General features: G+C 73.1%; 16 protein-coding genes. 6 read left to right on the top strand and 10 right to left on the bottom strand.

Going from position 1 to position 17534, the window contains the following annotated elements:
- Positions 1 to 110: 110 nt before the first annotated feature.
- Positions 111 to 1514 (top strand): dihydrolipoyl dehydrogenase, encoded by a 1404-nt coding sequence (lpdA, locus tag ACFCZF_RS28160; protein ID WP_376674009.1) that lies wholly within the window; start codon positions 111 to 113, stop codon positions 1512 to 1514.
- A 60-nt stretch (positions 1515 to 1574) separates the two neighbouring features.
- Here the strand turns inward: lpdA and ACFCZF_RS28165 are convergent, their stop codons facing one another.
- Positions 1575 to 2084: an SSI family serine proteinase inhibitor gene (locus tag ACFCZF_RS28165; protein ID WP_376674010.1), complete on the bottom strand. Its 510-nt coding sequence runs from the start codon at positions 2082 to 2084 to the stop codon at positions 1575 to 1577.
- Positions 2081 to 3406 carry a M14 family zinc carboxypeptidase gene (locus ACFCZF_RS28170; protein ID WP_376674011.1) on the bottom strand — a complete coding sequence of 442 codons (1326 nt, stop codon included), beginning with the start codon at positions 3404 to 3406 and terminating at the stop codon, positions 2081 to 2083. The genes ACFCZF_RS28165 and ACFCZF_RS28170 overlap by 4 nt, the downstream gene beginning before the upstream one ends.
- A 115-nt stretch (positions 3407 to 3521) precedes the next feature.
- Between ACFCZF_RS28170 and ACFCZF_RS28175 the strand changes: the two genes are divergently transcribed.
- Positions 3522 to 3653 carry a hypothetical protein gene (locus ACFCZF_RS28175; protein ID WP_376674012.1) on the top strand — a complete coding sequence of 44 codons (132 nt, stop codon included), beginning with the start codon at positions 3522 to 3524 and terminating at the stop codon, positions 3651 to 3653.
- A 50-nt stretch (positions 3654 to 3703) separates the two neighbouring features.
- Here ACFCZF_RS28175 and ACFCZF_RS28180 read toward each other — a convergent pair whose 3' ends face one another.
- Positions 3704 to 4255, bottom strand: a complete 552-nt coding sequence (locus tag ACFCZF_RS28180) for an FHA domain-containing protein (protein ID WP_376674013.1) — start codon at positions 4253 to 4255, stop codon at positions 3704 to 3706.
- Positions 4256 to 4452: 197 nt separating this feature from the next.
- Between ACFCZF_RS28180 and treZ the strand changes: the two genes are divergently transcribed.
- A complete protein-coding gene (gene treZ / locus ACFCZF_RS28185; protein ID WP_376674014.1) occupies positions 4453 to 6198 on the top strand; it encodes a malto-oligosyltrehalose trehalohydrolase in 1746 nt (581 codons plus the stop codon).
- A 194-nt stretch (positions 6199 to 6392) separates the two neighbouring features.
- On the opposite strand, the gene ACFCZF_RS28190 is transcribed toward treZ, so the two are convergent.
- Complete coding sequence (locus tag ACFCZF_RS28190) at positions 6393 to 7361, bottom strand: phosphotransferase family protein (RefSeq protein ID WP_376674015.1); 969 nt, start codon at positions 7359 to 7361, stop codon at positions 6393 to 6395.
- A 53-nt stretch (positions 7362 to 7414) separates the two neighbouring features.
- Positions 7415 to 8545: an aminopeptidase P family protein gene (locus tag ACFCZF_RS28195; protein WP_376674016.1), complete on the bottom strand. Its 1131-nt coding sequence runs from the start codon at positions 8543 to 8545 to the stop codon at positions 7415 to 7417.
- A 170-nt stretch (positions 8546 to 8715) separates the two neighbouring features.
- Here ACFCZF_RS28195 and ACFCZF_RS28200 point away from each other — a divergent pair, with 170 nt between their 5' ends.
- A complete protein-coding gene (locus ACFCZF_RS28200) occupies positions 8716 to 9471 on the top strand; it encodes a phosphodiesterase (RefSeq protein WP_376674017.1) in 756 nt (251 codons plus the stop codon).
- A gap of 85 nt (positions 9472 to 9556) precedes the next feature.
- On the opposite strand, the gene ACFCZF_RS28205 is transcribed toward ACFCZF_RS28200, so the two are convergent.
- The 5 genes from ACFCZF_RS28205 to ACFCZF_RS28225 all read right to left on the bottom strand — a co-directional run bounded on the left by ACFCZF_RS28205 (position 9557) and on the right by ACFCZF_RS28225 (position 15710).
- A complete protein-coding gene (locus ACFCZF_RS28205) occupies positions 9557 to 10153 on the bottom strand; it encodes a PDZ domain-containing protein (RefSeq protein WP_376674018.1) in 597 nt (198 codons plus the stop codon).
- A 75-nt stretch (positions 10154 to 10228) separates the two neighbouring features.
- Positions 10229 to 12412: a germacradienol/geosmin synthase Cyc2 gene (gene cyc2, locus ACFCZF_RS28210; protein ID WP_376674019.1), complete on the bottom strand. Its 2184-nt coding sequence runs from the start codon at positions 12410 to 12412 to the stop codon at positions 10229 to 10231.
- Positions 12413 to 12559: 147 nt separating this feature from the next.
- A complete protein-coding gene (locus ACFCZF_RS28215) occupies positions 12560 to 13765 on the bottom strand; it encodes a damage-control phosphatase ARMT1 family protein (protein WP_376674020.1) in 1206 nt (401 codons plus the stop codon).
- Between the two features lie 478 nt (positions 13766 to 14243).
- Positions 14244 to 14891, bottom strand: a complete 648-nt coding sequence (locus ACFCZF_RS28220) for a ScbR family autoregulator-binding transcription factor (RefSeq protein WP_375913637.1) — start codon at positions 14889 to 14891, stop codon at positions 14244 to 14246.
- Positions 14892 to 15044: 153 nt separating this feature from the next.
- The gene (locus ACFCZF_RS28225; RefSeq protein WP_376674021.1) at positions 15045 to 15710 is read right to left on the bottom strand and encodes a Tat pathway signal sequence domain protein; all 666 of its coding nucleotides are present in this window, start codon (positions 15708 to 15710) and stop codon (positions 15045 to 15047) included.
- Between the two features lie 608 nt (positions 15711 to 16318).
- Between ACFCZF_RS28225 and ACFCZF_RS28230 the strand changes: the two genes are divergently transcribed.
- Complete coding sequence (locus ACFCZF_RS28230) at positions 16319 to 17017, top strand: DUF6230 family protein (protein ID WP_375913641.1); 699 nt, start codon at positions 16319 to 16321, stop codon at positions 17015 to 17017.
- Positions 17017 to 17475, top strand: a complete 459-nt coding sequence (locus tag ACFCZF_RS28235) for a DUF6114 domain-containing protein (RefSeq protein WP_376674022.1) — start codon at positions 17017 to 17019, stop codon at positions 17473 to 17475. The genes ACFCZF_RS28230 and ACFCZF_RS28235 overlap by 1 nt, the downstream gene beginning before the upstream one ends.
- Positions 17476 to 17534: the final 59 nt, after the last annotated feature.

The raw sequence follows: 17534 nt of genomic DNA on the forward strand, positions 1-17534 counted from the left end.
CCGCCCCCCAACCACCGCCGCGTCAACGGCCGCTGCCATGAACGTCCTGCATCGAACCCACAAGAACATTGCCTTGGACTCATGACAAGGGCCGGGCGGACGCTGAGGGCATGAACACACACGACGTGATCGTCATCGGCGGCGGCACCGGCGGTTACAGCACCGCTCTGCGTGCCGCGGCCCTGGGTCTCGACGTCGCCCTCGTCGAACGCGACAAGGTCGGCGGGACCTGTCTGCACCGCGGCTGCATCCCGAGCAAGGCGATGCTGCACGCCGCCGAACTGGTCGACGGGATCGCCGAGGCGCGCGAGCGCTGGGGCGTGAAGGCGAGCCTGGACGGCGTCGACTGGCCGGCCCTGGTCGCCACCCGCGACGACATCGTGACCCGCAACCACAAGGGCGTGGAGGCGCACCTCGCCCACGCGGGCGTGCGGGTGGTGCGGGGCGACGCGCGGCTGACGGGCGCCCGGACCGTGCGGGTCGACGGCGCGCGCGACCTCACCGCACGCCGGGGCATGGTCCTGGCCACCGGTTCACGCCCCCGCACGCTCCCTGGGCTCACGTCGGACGGCCGGCGCGTGGTGACCAGCGACGACGCGCTGTTCGCGCCCGGTCTGCCGGCGTCCGTACTGGTGCTGGGCGGCGGCGCGATCGGCGTCGAGTACGCCTCGTTCCACCGTTCGATGGGCGCGGAGGTGACCCTCGTCGAGGCCGCCGACCGGGTCGTGCCGCTGGAGGACGCCGACGTGAGCCGCCATCTGACGCGCGGTTTGAAGAAGCGCGGCGTCGACGTGCGGGTGGGTGCCCGGCTGCTGGACGCCGAGGTGCTCGACGACGGCGTACGCGCGCGTGTGCGTACGGCCCGGGGCGAGACCCTCACGATCGAGGCCGAGCGACTCCTGGTGGCCGTGGGGCGGGCGCCGGTCACCGACGGCCTCGACCTGGCGGCCGCGGGCCTGGACACCGACGAGCGGGGATTCGTCGTACCGGCCGACTGGGACCGGCTCGAGACGGCGGTCCCCGGCATCCACGTCGTGGGCGATCTGCTGCCGCCGCCGTCGCTCGGGCTGGCCCACGCGTCGTTCGCGGAGGGCCTGCTGGTGGCCGAGACCCTGGCGGGCGTGCCGTCCGCGCCCGTCGACTACGCGGCCGTGCCCCGGGTGACGTACTCGGCGCCGCAGACCGCGGCCGTGGGTCTGAGCGAGGCGGAGGCTCGCGCGCGTGGGTACGAGGTGTCCGTCAACGTCATGCCGTTGACGGCCGTCGCCAAGGGAATGGTGCACGGGCAGGGCGGGATGGTGAAGGTCGTGGCCGAGGAAGGAGGCGGCCGGGTGCTCGGCGTGCACCTGGTGGGACCGCACGTGTCGGAGATGATCGCCGAGAGCCAGCTGATCGTCGGCTGGGACGCCGAGCCCGCCGACGTGGCCCGCCACGTTCACGCCCACCCCACCCTGTCGGAGGCGGTGGGCGAGGCGTTCCTGACCCTGTCGAACCGCGGACTGCACCAGCAGTGACGCGGCCGGCAGGCGGGTGAGGCGTCGGGACGCCCCACCCGCCGGTCCGGCCCGGACCGCTCACCCCTGCGTGTCCCACGCGAACACCGACCCCGTCCGTGCCGCCATCACGCACGGGTTGGGGAAGGTCTGCGTGTACTCCACCGGCTGTCCCCGCCACTGCCCGCGCGCGTGGGCGGTCACCGGGGCGTAGATCATCGGGCAGTGGGTGTCCCGCAGCGGGATGTCGGCGATGCGGCCGTCCGTCGCGTCGAGTTCCGCGCAGGCGCGGGCCGCGCGGGCGTGGCCCCGGGGCGGGTCGCACAGCAGGAGGGCGGCGCGGGTGGCGCCGGACTGGCCACCCGACGGGGTTCCGGACTGGCCACCCGACGGAGTTCCGGACTGGCCACCCGACGGGGTTCCGGGCCGGAGACTCGACTGGGCATCGCCCCGGGTGACCGTGAGCAGGAGCCAGTCGTTCGTCGGTTCCCGCTCCACGGTGGCCTGCGCCGGGGTCGCGCAGGTGAGAAGGAGGGCCGCGGCTGCCAGCAGGCCGGCCCGTGCCGCTCGGGCCGTGATGATGTGGGTCATTCCCGGTGCATCGGCACCGCGGCCTCGGAACCCCAGCCCGGCTCACCCGAACGGGAGCCCGCGGTGGGGCGCCGCCCGGCCAGTTCGAACGCGGCGAGTACGACCCGCGTCTGGTACTCCACCTGGCGTGCGACCGGGATCCAGCGGGCCGCGCAGCCGTCGCGGTAGTCGGCGCAGCCTTCGTCGACGAGCCGGTCCAGCTCGGGCAGGACGCCCGCCGGATCGCCTCCGGTACGGGTCACCAGCTGATGCAGCAGCCCCGCGGTCCGCAGGGCCAGGCGCCGTCCGGCGAGGCGCAGGGCGACCAGGTGGGCGGTGCTCATCGGCGGCAGGGAGCGGCCCGATCCGTCGTCGGTGTCGGGGTCCCACGCGTCGGCGAGCCTGGGGCAGACCAGCAGGTAGTCGTCGACCGGCGCGAGGAGGTGCGCCGCCTCCGGCACGGTGGCGAGGTGTGGCCGGACCCGGGCGAGGACGCGGTGCAGGCGCCGGGTGTCCTGACGCAGGGTGCGGCTCACGGAGCGCAGTACCCCGTCCCGGTCCGCCGGGGGCGAGCCGTCCGCCACGGCCGCCACGCCCCACATGGGTGCCTCGACGACCGCGGTGACGGTGCCGTACCGCTGCGGGTGGCACCACGTCGACTCGACGGCGGCCTCGGTGATGGCCGCGGTGAGATCGCCGCGGCGGGGCGGCGGGATGCGGTAGACGGCGGGGCCCAGGTCGGGCCAGTACAGAGTGTCGTAGGCGCCGAGTTCGCGGGGGATGCCGAGCCGGGCCGCGGTGTGGGCGATGCGCTGGGCGATGCCCGGCAGGTCGTGGGTCAGCTCGACGAAGCCGCCGCCGACGTCGACGCCGTGCAGGGAACACTGGAGGAAGGGCCGCAGTTCGTCCTGGAGTGCGAGCAGGACGCGGGTCTCCGGCAGAGAGGCGTGGTCCGGGCCGTGCGGCAGCCACTCGGGCTGCTCCAGGAAGCCGGGCCGGAAGAAGTTCCGGGCGTAGCGGCCGAGGGTGTACGGGCCGGACAGCCAGCCCTCGTTGCGGCGCAGGCCGTCGGGGTCGACGCACAGCAGCAGGTTCCAGGTGGCGTCGGCGCCCTCGGTGAGCCGCGGGTCGGCCAGGGCGCGCTCGGCCAGTCGCAGCACGGTGGCGCCACCCACGGGTTCGTTCGCGTGCGGCCCGGCGACGACGAGGGCCTGGCGACTGCCGTGGCCGACGGAGAGCAGCCACAGCGGGGTGCCCGCGCGGGACGTGCCGACGCGGCGCAGGCGGGCTTGTCCGGGATGACGGGCGACGAGAGCGGCTGCCCGGGCGCCCAGCTCGTCCACGGTCGGATAGCGAAGGAGGGGCGGCAGGGCACACCTCCACGATGCGGGCTGTCGGTTCACCTGGCGTGCGCGGTGTACGCACAGTCAGTCACGACTTGAGGGGTACGTCAACACCATGAAAAGCAAAGGGGTTTACCTCACCATTACCGAACCGAACACCCCACCGAATACCGCATCGATCACTGCATCGATCACCGCATCGATCACCCGCGCCGATCACCGCATCGAGATGCACAACCCCGAGTGAAGCCCAGGCCAGAGCTCTGCTCCGTCCCCTCCCCCGTCCCCTCCTCCGGCTCAGTTCACCGCGAGGCGGAAGGCCATCTGGCCGAAGCCGATCTGGTCGCCCTCGCGGACCACGGCCGCGCCGATGACCCGCCGCCCGTTGACGGTGGTGCCGTTGGTGGAGCCCAGGTCGCGCAGCACCCACATGCCGCCCTGGCGGCTCAGTTCGGCGTGCACGCGGGAGACCGTCTCGTGGGTCAGGCGCAGCCCGTTCGCCGGGTCGCGTCCTATGCGCAGCGAATGACCGGCACCGGGGTGCGGCAGCAGCAGCTTGGGCAGCCGCTCGGCCTGCCAGGCCCTGCGCAGCCGTACGCCGAACCCGGACACCGCCTCGACGGTGCCGAACACCAGCCGCGACACCCGGCCCTCAGTCGGCAGGTCGGCGGTGAGCAGGGCGAGGTCCTCCAGGCGGCGGGCGGCGAGCGCCAGCTCCATCCTGCGGATGAACGTGTCGTGCGACAGCCGACCCATGGCGACGCCGTCCCGGAGCACCTTCAGCGCCTTGTCGCGCTCCGCGTCGGACAACCGCGCGGGGTACGTGTTGAACTCGAAGGACGACGTCACGCTGGTGATTGTCGGTCAGCCGGGCCGAGGTGTCCAGAAAACGGGAAAACGGCGGCCACGCGCGCGCCGTGCACGCCGTCACACGCGGAGCGCGGCGCGACACCCGCCGCAATCGGGGACTTTCAGCAGCGCGGAGATCACTTTTGCAGGACCATGGACGGGCTACATCACGGTGAGCAGACGAAGGGGAACCGTCCGTGCAGTTCGAGGTGTGGGCACCGCAGGCCGGCCGAGTGACGTTGCGGTGCGACGGCGTCACGCGCGCGTTGGAGCGCGATCCGGAGCGGCCGGGGTGGTGGTGCGGTCAGGCCGAGGCGCGCGACGGCTCGCGGTACGGCTTCGCGGTGGACGACGGGCCGGTGCTGTCGGACCCGCGTTCGCGCAGGCAGCCGGACGGACCGGACGGGCTCAGCGCGGTCGTCGACCACGGACGGTACGCGTGGCGTGCCGGGTGGGGCGGGCGGCCGCTGCCCGGCGGCGTCCTGTACGAGCTGCACGTGGGCACGTACACGCGCGAGGGCACGCTCGACGCCGCCGCCGAGCGGCTCGATCACCTGGCCGGACTGGGCGTCACCCACGTCGAGTTGATGCCGCTGTGCCCGTTCCCGGGCCGGCACGGCTGGGGGTACGAGGGTGTCTCGCTGTGGGCGGTGCACGAGCCGTACGGCGGGCCCGAGGCGCTGAAACGGTTCGTCGACCGGGCCCACGAACTGGGCCTGGGCGTGATCCTCGACGTGGTGCACAATCACCTGGGCCCGTCCGGCAACTACCTGCCCGCCTTCGGCCCGTACTTCACCGACACCCACCACACGCCCTGGGGCGTCGCCGTCAACCTGGACGCACCCGGCTCGGACGAGGTGCGGGCCTACCTGGTGGACAGCGCGCTGGCGTGGCTGCGGGACTACCGGGTCGACGGGCTGCGCCTGGACGCGGTGCACGCCTTGGTGGACACGCGCGCGTGCCACTTCCTGGAGGAGCTGTCGACGGCGGTGGACGGCCTCGCCGCCGACCTGGAGCGTCCGCTGTTCCTGATCGCCGAGACCGACCTCAACGACCCGCGGATCATCACCCCGCGCGCGGAGGGCGGCCTGGGCGTGCACGCGCAGTGGAACGACGACTTCCACCACGCCCTGCACGCCGCGCTGACCGGCGAGTCGCAGGGCTACTACGCCGACTTCGCGCGGGCTCCGCTGGCGGCTCTCGCCAAGACGCTGACGCGGGGCTACTTCCACGACGGCACCTGGTCCAGCTTCCGGGGCCGCGGTCACGGCCGCCCGCTGGACCGCGGCCGGGTGGCCGCGCACCGGCTGACCGGTTACAGCCAGACCCACGACCAGGTCGGCAACCGCGCCCAGGGGGACCGCCTGGCCGCGCTGGTCTCCCCCGGTCTTGCGGCCTGCGCCGCGACGCTGACGCTGACCGCGCCGTTCACACCGATGCTGTTCATGGGCGAGGAGTGGGCGGCGGGCACACCGTGGCAGTTCTTCACCGACCACACCGACCCGGAACTCGCTCAGGCGGTACGGAACGGCAGACGGCGTGAGTTCGCCGCGCACGGCTGGAAGGAGGAGGACGTGCCCGACCCGCAGGACCCGGCGACGCGCGAACGGTCCTGCCTCGACTGGTCCGAGCCGGCACGCGAGCCGCACGCGCGCGTACTGGACTGGTACCGCCGGCTGATCGCCCTGCGGAGCGAGCAGCCGGACCTGACCGACCCGGACCTCGCCGACACCAGGGTGGCGTACGACGCCGAGGCGCGCTGGCTGGCGTTCCGGCGCGGCGACATCCGGGTGGCCGTCAACCTGGGCGCCGAACCGGCGGCGATCCCGCTGGGTACCCGCACCGCGCGTGTGCTCGCCGCGTGGGAGCCGGTGCAGGCGCCGGGGCCGGACGGGGTGCTGCGGGTACCGGGCGAGTCGAGCGTCGTACTCGTCCAGGAGTGACGGGCGCTCAGGGGGTGTCGTTTGGATCAGGTCGGCTCCAATTGACGGTGCCCTTGCAGCGGGGCCGAGCGGGGTCTGGTGCGTGCAGCTGCAAGGCGGAGGAGGGCGACAGGGCGGAGCCCTGGCAACCGACGACAACGCCGCAGATGCGCGTGCCAGGCCCCGCGACCCCGGCAAGATCCAAACGACACCCCCTAGGACGGCTCGTCGTCCGTGCCGTCCCCGCGAAGCTCCGTCACCCGTTCCAGCATGATCGGCTCCCAGGCGCGCCGCAGCCGGGTCCTGAGCAAGGGCAGGGGCAGCGGCAGGGACGCGAGGGACGCGGCCGCCGGCGCGGACGCCCGGCCGGAGAGGGCCGCGGCGAGGTGGACGAGGGTGTCGCAGCGGGCCAGCCACAGGCCGCGCAGGCACGGCCGGGCGCCGTAACCGGCGAGGGTGGCGGCGCGGACGGCGGCGGGCGAGCCCACGGAGAGCGCGAGCCCGGCGATGTCCTCGGCCGGGTCGCCGAGGACCGCGTCGGTCCAGCCGAGGACACCGCGCACCCGGCCGTCGGCGCCGACCACGAGGTGCTCGCCGGCCAGTCCGTGATGGACCAGGACCGCCGCGCCGGGCTGGGCACCGAGCTGGACCGACGCCGACCGGGTGAGCCGCTCCGGCCGCGCGGCGTCGAACTCGTCGGCCTCCGCGAGGCGCCGGCCGACGCGCTCGGCGGCCTCCCGCAGCGTCTCCAGGGAACGCGGGGCGGCCCGGGGCACACCGAGGGTCTCGGCCTGGCGGACCGGCACCTCGCGCAGCCCGGTGAGCAGCGCCGCGAGGTCCGCCTCGCCCAGGGCGGACACGTCGTGGTCCTCGCCCGACCCGCCGGGCACCTTGGCGTCCAGCGTGTAGGTGAGGCCCGGCGCCCACTCGCCGTGCGCCACACTCGTCGGCACCGCGACGGGGACGTACGGCCGGACCAGCTCGCGCAGGCGCAGTTCGCGTCGCTGCCGTACCGCGGTCTCGCGGTCCGGGGCCAGGCGCAGCACATGCCGGGTGCCGACCCACCAGGTGGCGGGCCCGGCGCCCTCGGCGACGGGCCGCACGTCGGGTTCCGCGCTCTCGCCCAGCAGGGAACGGACCAGTCGGCGGACGGTGTCCGCGGTGGGTGTCGGTGCCTGGGTCATGGTCGCGCCGTCGTCTTCCGGGTCTGCCGGGGCGTGGGGTCCGTCTGTTCCGGTCACTCCACTATGACCATCTCCCGGGTGGTGTCGTTGAGGCGTCGGCCGCCGTCCTCGGTGACCGTGACGATGTCCTCGATGCGTACCCCGAAACGGCCGGGCAGATAGACGCCGGGCTCGACGGAGAAGCACATGCCGGGCACGAGGTGCCGCTCCTCGCCCTCGATCATGTACGGCGGCTCGTGCGTGGTGACGCCGATGCCGTGCCCGGTGCGGTGGATGAAGTACTCGCCGTACCCGGCACCGTCGATGACCGCGCGGGCGGCCCGGTCGACCTCCTGGCAGGCGACGCCGGGCCGCACCGCCCGGAAACCCGCCTCCTGCGCCTCGCGGACGAGGTCGTGCACCCGGCGCTCCTCGTCCGTGGGCGCGCCGACGTGGACGGTGCGCGAGGTGTCGGAGCCGTACCCGTCCTTCAGACCGCCGAAGTCGAGGACGATCATGTCGCCGTCCTCGATGACGCGGTCGCCGACCTCGTGGTGCGGATTGGCGCCGTTCGGGCCGGAGGCGACGATGGTGAAGTCGACCTGGGAGTGCCCGAACCGCCGCAGCAGATGGGCGAGGTCGGCGGCGACGTCGGACTCGCGGCGTCCGCCGAAGCGCACCTTCCGGATCTCCTCGAACGCGGCGTCCGCGGCCGCTCCCGCCGCCGCCAGCAGTTCCAGCTCCGCCGCGTCCTTGACGGCGCGCAGCATGGGCAGCGCGTCGGTGAGCGAGGCGTACGAGGTGCCGGGCAGCGCCCGCTGGAGGGCGAGCAGGTGCATCGCCCAGGCGTTGTCGCTGATGCCGAACCGTCCGGAGCCGTCGAGGAGGGCGGCGGTGGCGGCGTAGGGGTCCTTGCCGTCGATCCAGTCGCGCAGGGTCAGGGCGGGCGCGCCGGCGGCCTTCTCGGCGTCGGGTGCCTCCAGCGTCGGGACGACGAGGACGGGGGCGCGGTCGGCGGCGAGGACGAGCAGGGTGAGCCGTTCGGTGGCCGCGGTGGGCGCGTAGCCCGTGAGCCATACGAGGTCGGGCCCAGGCGCCACCAGCAGCCCGGCCAGTCCGGCGTCGGCGGCCGCCCGCGCGGCACGCTCCATCCGGGCCCGGTAGTCGTCGGCGGTGAAGGAAGCAGCGTGCGCGCTGCCGGTCATCCGGGCCTCCCTGGGCGACAAGAGTGAAGGGACTACGGGCAGCATCCTGCCCCCGGCGAGGGAGCGACGCGAGCCGATTGCCATTGATCGACCACCGCCCCTAATGGTTGGATGCGGTTCAGACGTTAGCTACGAGGTGTGCCCTTCGGCACCCGGAGGAGGACTGCACCGTGCTCGTACTCGCGCACATCAGCGATCTGCACCTGGACGGGAGCGCTCGGGCGACCGGGCGCGCCGAGCGGGTGGGCGCCCGGCTCCGGGAACTGCCGGGGCAGGTGGACGCCCTGCTGGTGACCGGGGACATCGCGGACCACGGCACGGAGGCGGAGTACGAGGAGGCAGCGCGCATCCTGGGGCTGCGCGACGGCACCGCGCCGTTTCCCGTGCTCACCTGCCCCGGCAACCACGACAGCCGCGCGCCCTACCGCAAGGCCCTGCTGGGCCGGCCCGCCGCGGACGGGCCGGTCAACGACGTGCGGGTCTTCGACGGCGGCGCGGTGCTGATGTGCGACTCCAGCATCCCGGGGAGCGACGAGGGGGAACTGGACGAGGAGACGTACGGCTGGATCGAGGCGACCCTCGACGGACTCGGCGGCGACCGCCCGGTCCTCCTCGCCTTCCACCACCCACCCACCGCCCTGCACCACCCGCTGCCCGACTCCTCCCGCTTGCGGCGCCCGGAACGCCTCGCCGCGCTGCTGGAGCGCCGGCCCGAGATCGCCGGGCTGATCACGGGACACGCGCACACGCCCGCCGCCACGGTGTTCGCCGGACGGCCCCTGGCGGTCGGCCCCGGGGTGACGTGGACCCTGCGGCTCCCCTGGGAGGGGGAGCAGGTCGCGGACCGGGACGCCCCGGTCGGGCTGGCCTACCACGTGCTGGACGACACCGGACGGCTCACGAGCCACTTCCGTACGGTCATGTGACGGCGGGCATGCGACGGCGGTCATGTGACGGCGGGACCGAACGCGTCGGCCGGGTGACGTGGGTCAGACGGCCGAATGCCGTGGGTCAGGTGACGACCCCCGGTACGGCCGTCAGCTGCTGGTAGCCGCCGCTCTCGTGGCGCACGGTCACCTTGACCTCCTTGCCCGGCCGGGCGCGGGCCACGGCGTCGGCGAGGTCGGCGGCCGAGTCGACCCGGGTCCTGCCGAACGCCAGGAGCACGTCGCCCCTGACCAGGCCCGCCGCATACCCGGGACCGGGCACGTGGACGCCCACCACCAGGGCCCCGGGCTTCTCGTCGTCCACGGCCTCCACGCCGAGGGTCGCGACGACCGGCGCCGAGGACGCCGGCGGGCCGGCCGACGGCTGCGCCGGGGCGGCCCGGCTGCCGGTCTGCGTCCCCGCCCCCGGTCCCGGGGCGCCCGCCTGTCGTTGCAGTTCGGCGAGTTTGCTCATGCCGATCACCGTGGCGCCCATCGTGCCGAGTCCCACGCCCGCCAGGAGCAGGACCGTCGCGGCGAACACCCCGAGCAGCAGGGTGGTGAGCCGCCGGCGGCGACGGCGCCCGGCATGCGGGCGCCGGACGCCGTCGGGATCGGACACGGTGCCGGCTCCCGTTTCCTGACCGGGCATCGGCTTGGGTCGCAACGCTGTCTGTTCCATGGATCGCCTCCGGCAGGTGCTCTACCCGGCGCACCGGCGCGTGACGAGCCACGAACGAGTGAGACTGACCGACGGTCAGCCGAGCACGGGCAGAGCGGAGCACCTCGGGACGGGCACCGCCGGGATCCGGTCCGGGAGGAAGCCGTGCGTGCGCCCGGCCAGGTACTCGGCCTTGTACCGCGGGACCTCCCGGTGCCAGTTGAGGATGCCCGCCATCCAGTTCTGCAGGTCGGTCACATAGCCCTGCATGACGGCCCGCGCCTCGTCCGACAGCTGGAAGTCGTCGTAGACGATAGGCAGTTCGTGCGCGACGACGTGCTCGAACTGGCGCATGCGCTGGTTCATGAGGTCCTGGACGACGTTGAGGGCGGCCGGGTAGTCGACGCCGAAGAAGTTCTGCACGACGAGGACCGCGTTGTGGACCTCGCCCTCGTACTCGATCTCCTTCTGGTAGGAGAAGACGTCGTTGAGGAGGCACGCGTAGTCGATCGCCGCGTTCTCCAGGGAGCGGACCGGACCGCTGCGGTAGACCTCGGGCGGCACGGCCGGGCCGTGTCCGGCGCGGCACAGACCCAGCGTGAGGTCGGAGCCGAAGGTGGCGCGCCGCATCTCCAGGTAGTCCACCGGGTCGGGGACACGGTTCTGGATCTGGTTGGCCAGCTCCCACACCCAGGCCTCGGTCATCTTGTCGACGGCCGACTTCAGCGGGCGCCGCTCATCGGGCGTCATGCCGGCCGTCGTGCGTGCCCACAGGTCGATCAGGGAGCGTTCCATGGCGTTGACGGGCGGCGGGACCGGCTCGGCGTCGAGCGGCATACAGGCCGACAGCCGGGCCGTGGTCAGCCGGGCGGCGGCCAGGTCGCGCCGGTGGCCGTAGACGAGCGGGTAGTAGTCGTCGCCGTAGGTGCCGAAGGCCAGCCAGTCGGAGGCGAGGTTCAGCTGCTCCTGGGTGGCGTCCGGGTCGAGGCCCGCGGCGCACAGGGCGAGGTCGCAGCTCGCGAGCTTGTCCTCGTCCCAGACGCCCTCACTGAGGAACCCCATCGCGTGCGACCACTCGGACAGGTGCCGTCGCGCTCCGTCGAGGGCGGGGCTCAGCTCCAGCGGGAACGGCATGTGGATGTCGGGGATGATCGACGGCCCGACCTTCTGGTAAGGCACGTACGTGTAGGGGCGCGCCCGCTCGGCGACGGCCGCGGCGAGCAGCGCGCCGACATCCGCGGCGGAGGTACCGGGGCCGGTCAGCGCCTGCCAGCCGGCGGCGGGGCGGGCGCCCTTGTTCATGTACCGGCTGGAGCGCATGTGCCATTCGTGGCCGCCGGACTGCCAGTCCTGCAAGCCCTTGGCGTACAGCCCGACCGCGGTGACCTCGGCCGGGGTCAGGCCGTTCTCCAGGGCCACCGCGGGCACCTCGGTGAACGCGGTGTGCTCGAACTGGTGCAGCCGGGAGGTGAGGACGTCGTTGACCAGTTCGGCGGCCTCCTGGGTGGTGCAGCCGAAGAAGGTCTCCAGGACCAGCACCCCGTTGCTCAGCTCGCCCTCGTCCTCGACCTCCCGCTGGTAGGAGAAGAGGTCGTTGCGCAGGTGCACGGCGTCGGAGAACGTCTCCATCAGCACCCTGAGCGGCCGGGTCCCGGCGACGGCGGCGGGCACCTCGGCGGTCGCGTACTCCACCAGTCCGGCCGACCAGGGGGCGCCGCCGACCTTGCGGCGCATCTCGATGTACTCGACGGGGTTGGCGATCCGCCCCTCGTTGATGTTGGACAGCTCCCACAGGGACTCGTTGAGCAGGTGCTCGGTGGCGACGGCGAAGCGGTGGCGCCAGTCGGCCGACATCGCCGGCACCGTGCGCGTCCAGAGGTCGGCGAGGCCGGCCTCGACCGGGTTCTCCGGCTCGGGCATGTCGGTGGTGAGGTCGAGCGGCATGAACAGGGGGAGCCGGTCCAGGTGGGCCTTGCCGCCGACGCGGTCCTGGCTGCGTTTGAACTTCTCCAGGAAGTGGTCGTCGAAGAAGAAGACCCACACGTACCAGTCGGTGATGAGGGAGAGCGCCGGCCCGTCACAGTCGGGGTGGGTGTAGGCGCAGAGCAGGCCGTAGTCGTGTGCGTCGAGGTCGGCCTGGTCCCAGACCCCGGAGCCCTCCAGCATGCCCATCTCGCGCGCCCATGTCGTCGAGTGGGCGCGGGCCTCGTCGAGATGCGGGTTGAGCCGCGCGGGATGCGGCATGTAGAAGTGCGGGAGTTCGAAGGGCTGTTGCGTCATGGCCGGGCACTACCCATGGCCCTCCGGGGGCATCCTCGGGTTGGGACATGATCACACCATCGCGTGAATCGGGGCGGAACGCGGGAACTTTCGCCGGTTCACCCTCTCGGGGACGCGGGTGGGCCTCGCCCTTCCTGACGCGGGCGCTCAGCGCCTGACCTGGATCAGCGCGTGCGTCCCACTCGTCCGCCAGCGCTGTTCCCCGCTCGCCACCAGCGCCGCTTCCGTGTCCGCGGACAGGCCGGTCACGACGTCCGACTTCAGGGTGCGCAGCGCGGCGACGGGGCCCGGGAAGTAGGCGGTGGCGTCCGCGAAGGGCGTGGTCGGGGGCCACCACCGGTCACCCACCAGGCGGCGGTAGTTCAGGTCTCCCTTGAGGACGGTGACCGTGGCCGCCGCGAACTCCCCGCGCAGGTCGTCGGGCATGTCCGCGTACGGCAGCGGGGCGCAGGAGAAGGGGTGGGCGCGGACGGTGACGCGGCCGTCGGCCAGCGCGGTCCACAGCCGCTCACCGTGGACGGCCGCCGTGCCGCCCGCCGCGACGAGCCGCCGCAGCGCGTCGAGCAGGTCGGCGGGCGTGGCGTCGGAGACGTAGTACGGATACGGCTTGAGGTGCAGGACCGCCCGGTCGATACGGCCCTCGTCGAGGAGGTGCGAGACGAGGAGCAGGTCGGGGACGAGTTCACGGCCGGCGTTGTCGGCGACCAGGCACAGGGTCTTCGGGCCGGGCGTGCCCTGTCCGGAGGGCGGGAGCAGCGACCAGAGCGTGTCGCTGTCGTCGGCGACCAGGGCCGGTACCCGGTCCTTGGTGTCGGTACCGCTGTCGGAGAGGCGGAAGCCGAGGTCCGCGCGGTTGCCCCAGAGTGAGCCGTGCAGCAGGGCCCGGGTGCGGTCGTCGGCGGGCAGGTCGGCGAGGCCGTCGAGCGCGGCGAGTTCCTCGTCCGTCTCCGGCGCGTCGAGTTCGGCGAGTTTGGCGGGCCGGAAGGGGTCGACGCCCTGCCAGGTGCCGGGGCCGAAGTAGCCGACGGCGTCGAGGAGTCGGCGGTAGAAGTGGCTCTCGGCCCACAGCCAGGGCACGTCGAACCAGGAGCGGCCGGCGTACGCGTCCATCCCCCAGTCCGCCCAGCGGTCCCGGTCGCGGGCGTCGGCGTCCACGGGCAGCGGCTCGATCACGCCGTCGGCACAGCTCGCGAGCAGCGCGTCGAGTGCGCGTCGCCGTTCGGGGCCGAAGGGGAACGCCTCGCGCACCTGCCGGACGATGGCGGGGTGCCGCTCGGCCAGCACGCCGTGGGGGAAGGACCCGGGCTCGTGGCCGACGATGACGGGGGCGGGCTCGGACGGTGCGTCGGGCATGCGCCTCACCGTACCGCGCCACCTGGGGCGGGGAGGCGGAGCCGGCCGTGCCCTGGCGGGGACCGGCCACATCCCGGCGGGCCACATCCTGGCCGGACCGCATCCCGGCCGGACCGGCATCCGGACCGGGCCACATCCCGGCGGACCGCATCCCAACCGGACCACATCCTGGCGGACCGCATCCCAACCGGACCACATCCCGGCCGGGCCACATTCCGACCGGGCCACATCCGGACCGGGCCACATCCCGACCGGGCTACATCCCGACCGGACCACATCCCGGCGGAACGCATCCCGACCGGGCCACATCCCGGCGGGACCACATTCCGACCGGACCACATCCGGACCGGGCCACATCCCGACCGGGCCACATCCGGACCGGGCCACATCCCGGCGGAACGCATCCCAACCGGGCTACATCCCGACGACCGGACCACATCCCGACCAGGCCACACCCGACCGGACCACTACCGCCCGATCAGACCCCGCCCAGCTCTCGCTCCAGGCGCGCCGCGAGGGTGAGGTAGCGCGCGCGGCGGGTCACCGGCACCATGCCGCGGATCAGGAGGTGCCACATTCCGGCCAGGCGGCGGGGCTGTCGCGCGGCCGGTTCGAGGGTGCCGCCCACGACGCGGGTGCCGACGATGGAGCAGACGAGGGTGTGGGCGACGGAGTCGACGTCGATGTCCGGATGCAGGTCCGACTGGCGGACGGCGTCCACGAGGCGGGACGAGGCGATCTCCCGCCACTCGGTGAAGGGGTGCGGCAGCGGCGGCCGCACCGGCACTCCCCCGGTGGCGAGCCGCAGCCCGGCCCGCAGGACCGGCCCCTCCTCGCACAGCCTGGCCATGCCGAAGGTGAGGCGCATCAGCGCCTCCAGAGCGGTGTAGCCCCGGCCGTCCAGCTCCGTCGCCAGTCGGCGCGAGGTTCTGGACTGGATCTCCATGATGGCGTGGGCGAGGTCCTCCTTCGCCGCGAAGTGGAAGTACAGGGCGCCCTTGGTGACTCCGGCGTGGGCCACGATCTCGCTCAGGCTGGTCGACTCGTAGCCGTGACGGTCGAACAGGTCGGCGGCGGCCCCGAGGATCGTCGCGCGGGTCTGTTCGGCGCGTAGCTGCCTCGCCATCGGCTGAACTCTCCTGGGCTGGAACTCAACAGGCCGTGCCGCCTGTCTTAACCCCCTGTACACGATAACTCACCGTCAGGTCCGCCTTTCTGCGACCCTGCGGACAGCGGCCCGGTCGGCCTCTTCGAGGCGCGTCCGGGCCGCCGTACGGGGTCAGTTGACGAACACCGTCGCGTTCCCGTCGGTCACGGGGGCGTAGGTGGCGGTGAAGTACCCGTTGGCGAAGCAGAGACCCGAGCCGGAGACCTTGGTGAAGTGCTGGTCCGCGAAGGCGATCGAGTTGGTGTCGTTGCTCGCGGTGCCGGTGAGGCCGGGGGCCTCGTAGACGCAGTTGATGCTGCCGAGGAGGGTGCGCAGGGCGACCGTCGTCCGGACGGTGGAGCCGCTCGGCGGGGTGACGGCGACGGCGCCGTCGGAGGAGACGGTGGTGGTGTAGGGCAGGTTGTGGACCGTGATGCCGTTGACGCCGAGGACGCCGGTGACGTTGCTGGTGCAGCTGCCGCTGTCGAAGGTGTGGGCGGTGAGCGACTCGGTGGCCGTGCCGGGGGCGGTCGGGTTGTCGGTGACGGTCACGGTGAACTGCGAGGACGTGCACGAGACGCCGCTGGTGCCGGTCGCGCTGGAGTGGAACGTGGCGCTGGTGCCGCTCGCCAGGGAGGCGGTGAGGGTGTCCCCGACCGCGACGGGCGTACCGCCCGCGGCGCCGGTGGTGAGGACGGGGGTGGCGGCCGCGCCGGTGCCCGCGGCGGCGGGGACCGCCGCGGGGAGGGTCAGCGCGGCGACGGCTGCGGTGAGGGTGAGGAGAGTACGAGTACGCATGCGGCTACCTCTTCCGGAAGTGGGGTTCGGTGAAGCAGGGGTGGCCGGTCGCGGAGGTGCGACCGGGCCGATGCGATGAGGTCCGGGCCGTGCCCGGTCGGACGTCGGGCGCGGGCCGGACCCATGGTCGCGGGCAGGCCGTGCCCGGTGAGTGCGGGCCCTGCCCAGGAGGTGCGGCGTGCCCCGTTGGGGGGCGGGGCCGGGCCCTGTCCGCAGGACGGGTCCCGGAGCCGGGAACGCGGACGGTGCCGCGGGAACGGATCCGGCGCCACGGATCCGGGGAAACAGGCAAAGTTGTAGACCTGACGTTCAGTCAGCGTCAAGCGAGCGCACACGAGTTGGCGAATAATCGCGGATCTCCGGAAGCGCCGGGCCGGAAAAGCAGCAGGTGGCACACAATCCCCACTCTTTACTCACACCTTGCTTGACCCTGCGGTGTAACCACCGGTAACTTCCGATTGGCTACTGGTGCGTAACGTGAAAGCCCCTGCACCCGCCGGGAGTTGCCGGGAGGCGCGCGCACCAGCCGCTGTCCGCGCCAGGACAACGTGCCGCTCAAGAACGTGCCACTGAAACCCGATCCGCATTCACTATGCCTGGGAGCAGACATGGCCTCGTCCTCGGACGTCACCCCGTCCGCCGGCAACACCCCCGAACCCGAGACCGGCCCCGAAGGCGTCTTCGCGCCGGAAGCCGCCGGGGCCCCCACGAGACGCGGCCGGGTCAGGCTGCGCCGGGCCGCGGTACTGGCCGTGCCGGCCGCCGCGGTCACCGCGGGGCTGGCGATCCTCACCGCCCAGGGCGCCCTGGGCGTGCAGTTCGCGATCTCCGGCATGCCCTTCACGGTCACCGCCACGGAACTCGACGGCACCGGGTTCGCCCAGTTCGGCGGCCTCGACAACATGGCCGAGGGCAGCCCGAACGCCGGGGACACCGGCGGGCAGGTACTGGTCGTCACCTCCGTGATCAAGGAGGCGAAGCTCACCAAGCTGTGCCAGAGCGTCGACCTGGGCGGCACCAACCTGCTCATCACCGCGGGCGAGGGCGACACCAGGGTGTCCGCGAGCGACCTGACCACCGACTCGACGTTCCTGTCGGGTGACGCCTCCTTCAACAACATCGAGATCGGCAACGACGCCAGCACGCTGGACAAGGCCGGCCCGAAGGGCCGCGGGCCGATCGGCGTCTTCAGTCAGCAGGCCGACACCGTGCACATCAAGAACCTGCGGCAGACCAACTACGCGACCACGGCGGCGGTGTTCAAGCTGCCCGGCCTGAAGCTGCGCTTCAGCGGGTCGGGCTGCTGATGCCCCGGGACGGACGGGAGGGTTTCCGGGCCGGCTTCCGCCGCTGGCGCTCCGGGCGGCCGTTCTGGGGCGGGTTGCTGCTCACCCTGGCGGGGGCCGAGGTCCTCTTCACCATGAAGGCGTCCTTCGAGGTCGTCCTGCACGTGGGCATGCAGGGCGTGGCCGGCTACCTTCTGCCGGTCGTGATGCTGCTGTGCGGACTGCTGGCCCTGGTGAACCCCTCCCAGCGGCTCTTCTACTCGCTCATCGGCGTCCTGGCCTCCCTGGGCACGTGGGTCACCTCCAACCTGGGCGGGTTCCTCGTCGGGCTGCTCCTCGGCTGCGTCGGCAGCTGCCTGGTCTTCGGCTGGCTGCCCGACCAGGAGTCGCGCCGCGAACGCCGACGCCGCAGGAAGGAGGCCCGGGCCGCGCGTACGGTCCCGCGGCCTCTGGAACAGCGGGCGGGCGGACCCGTCTGACACCGGGCCACCGGCGTCCGCGCCCCGGCCCGCACCCGGAGCCGGACGCCGGGCTTCCG

The organism is Streptomyces sp. NPDC056296 (assembly GCF_042268605.1).
In the GTDB taxonomy this organism is placed as follows: Bacteria; Actinomycetota; Actinomycetes; order Streptomycetales; family Streptomycetaceae; genus Streptomyces.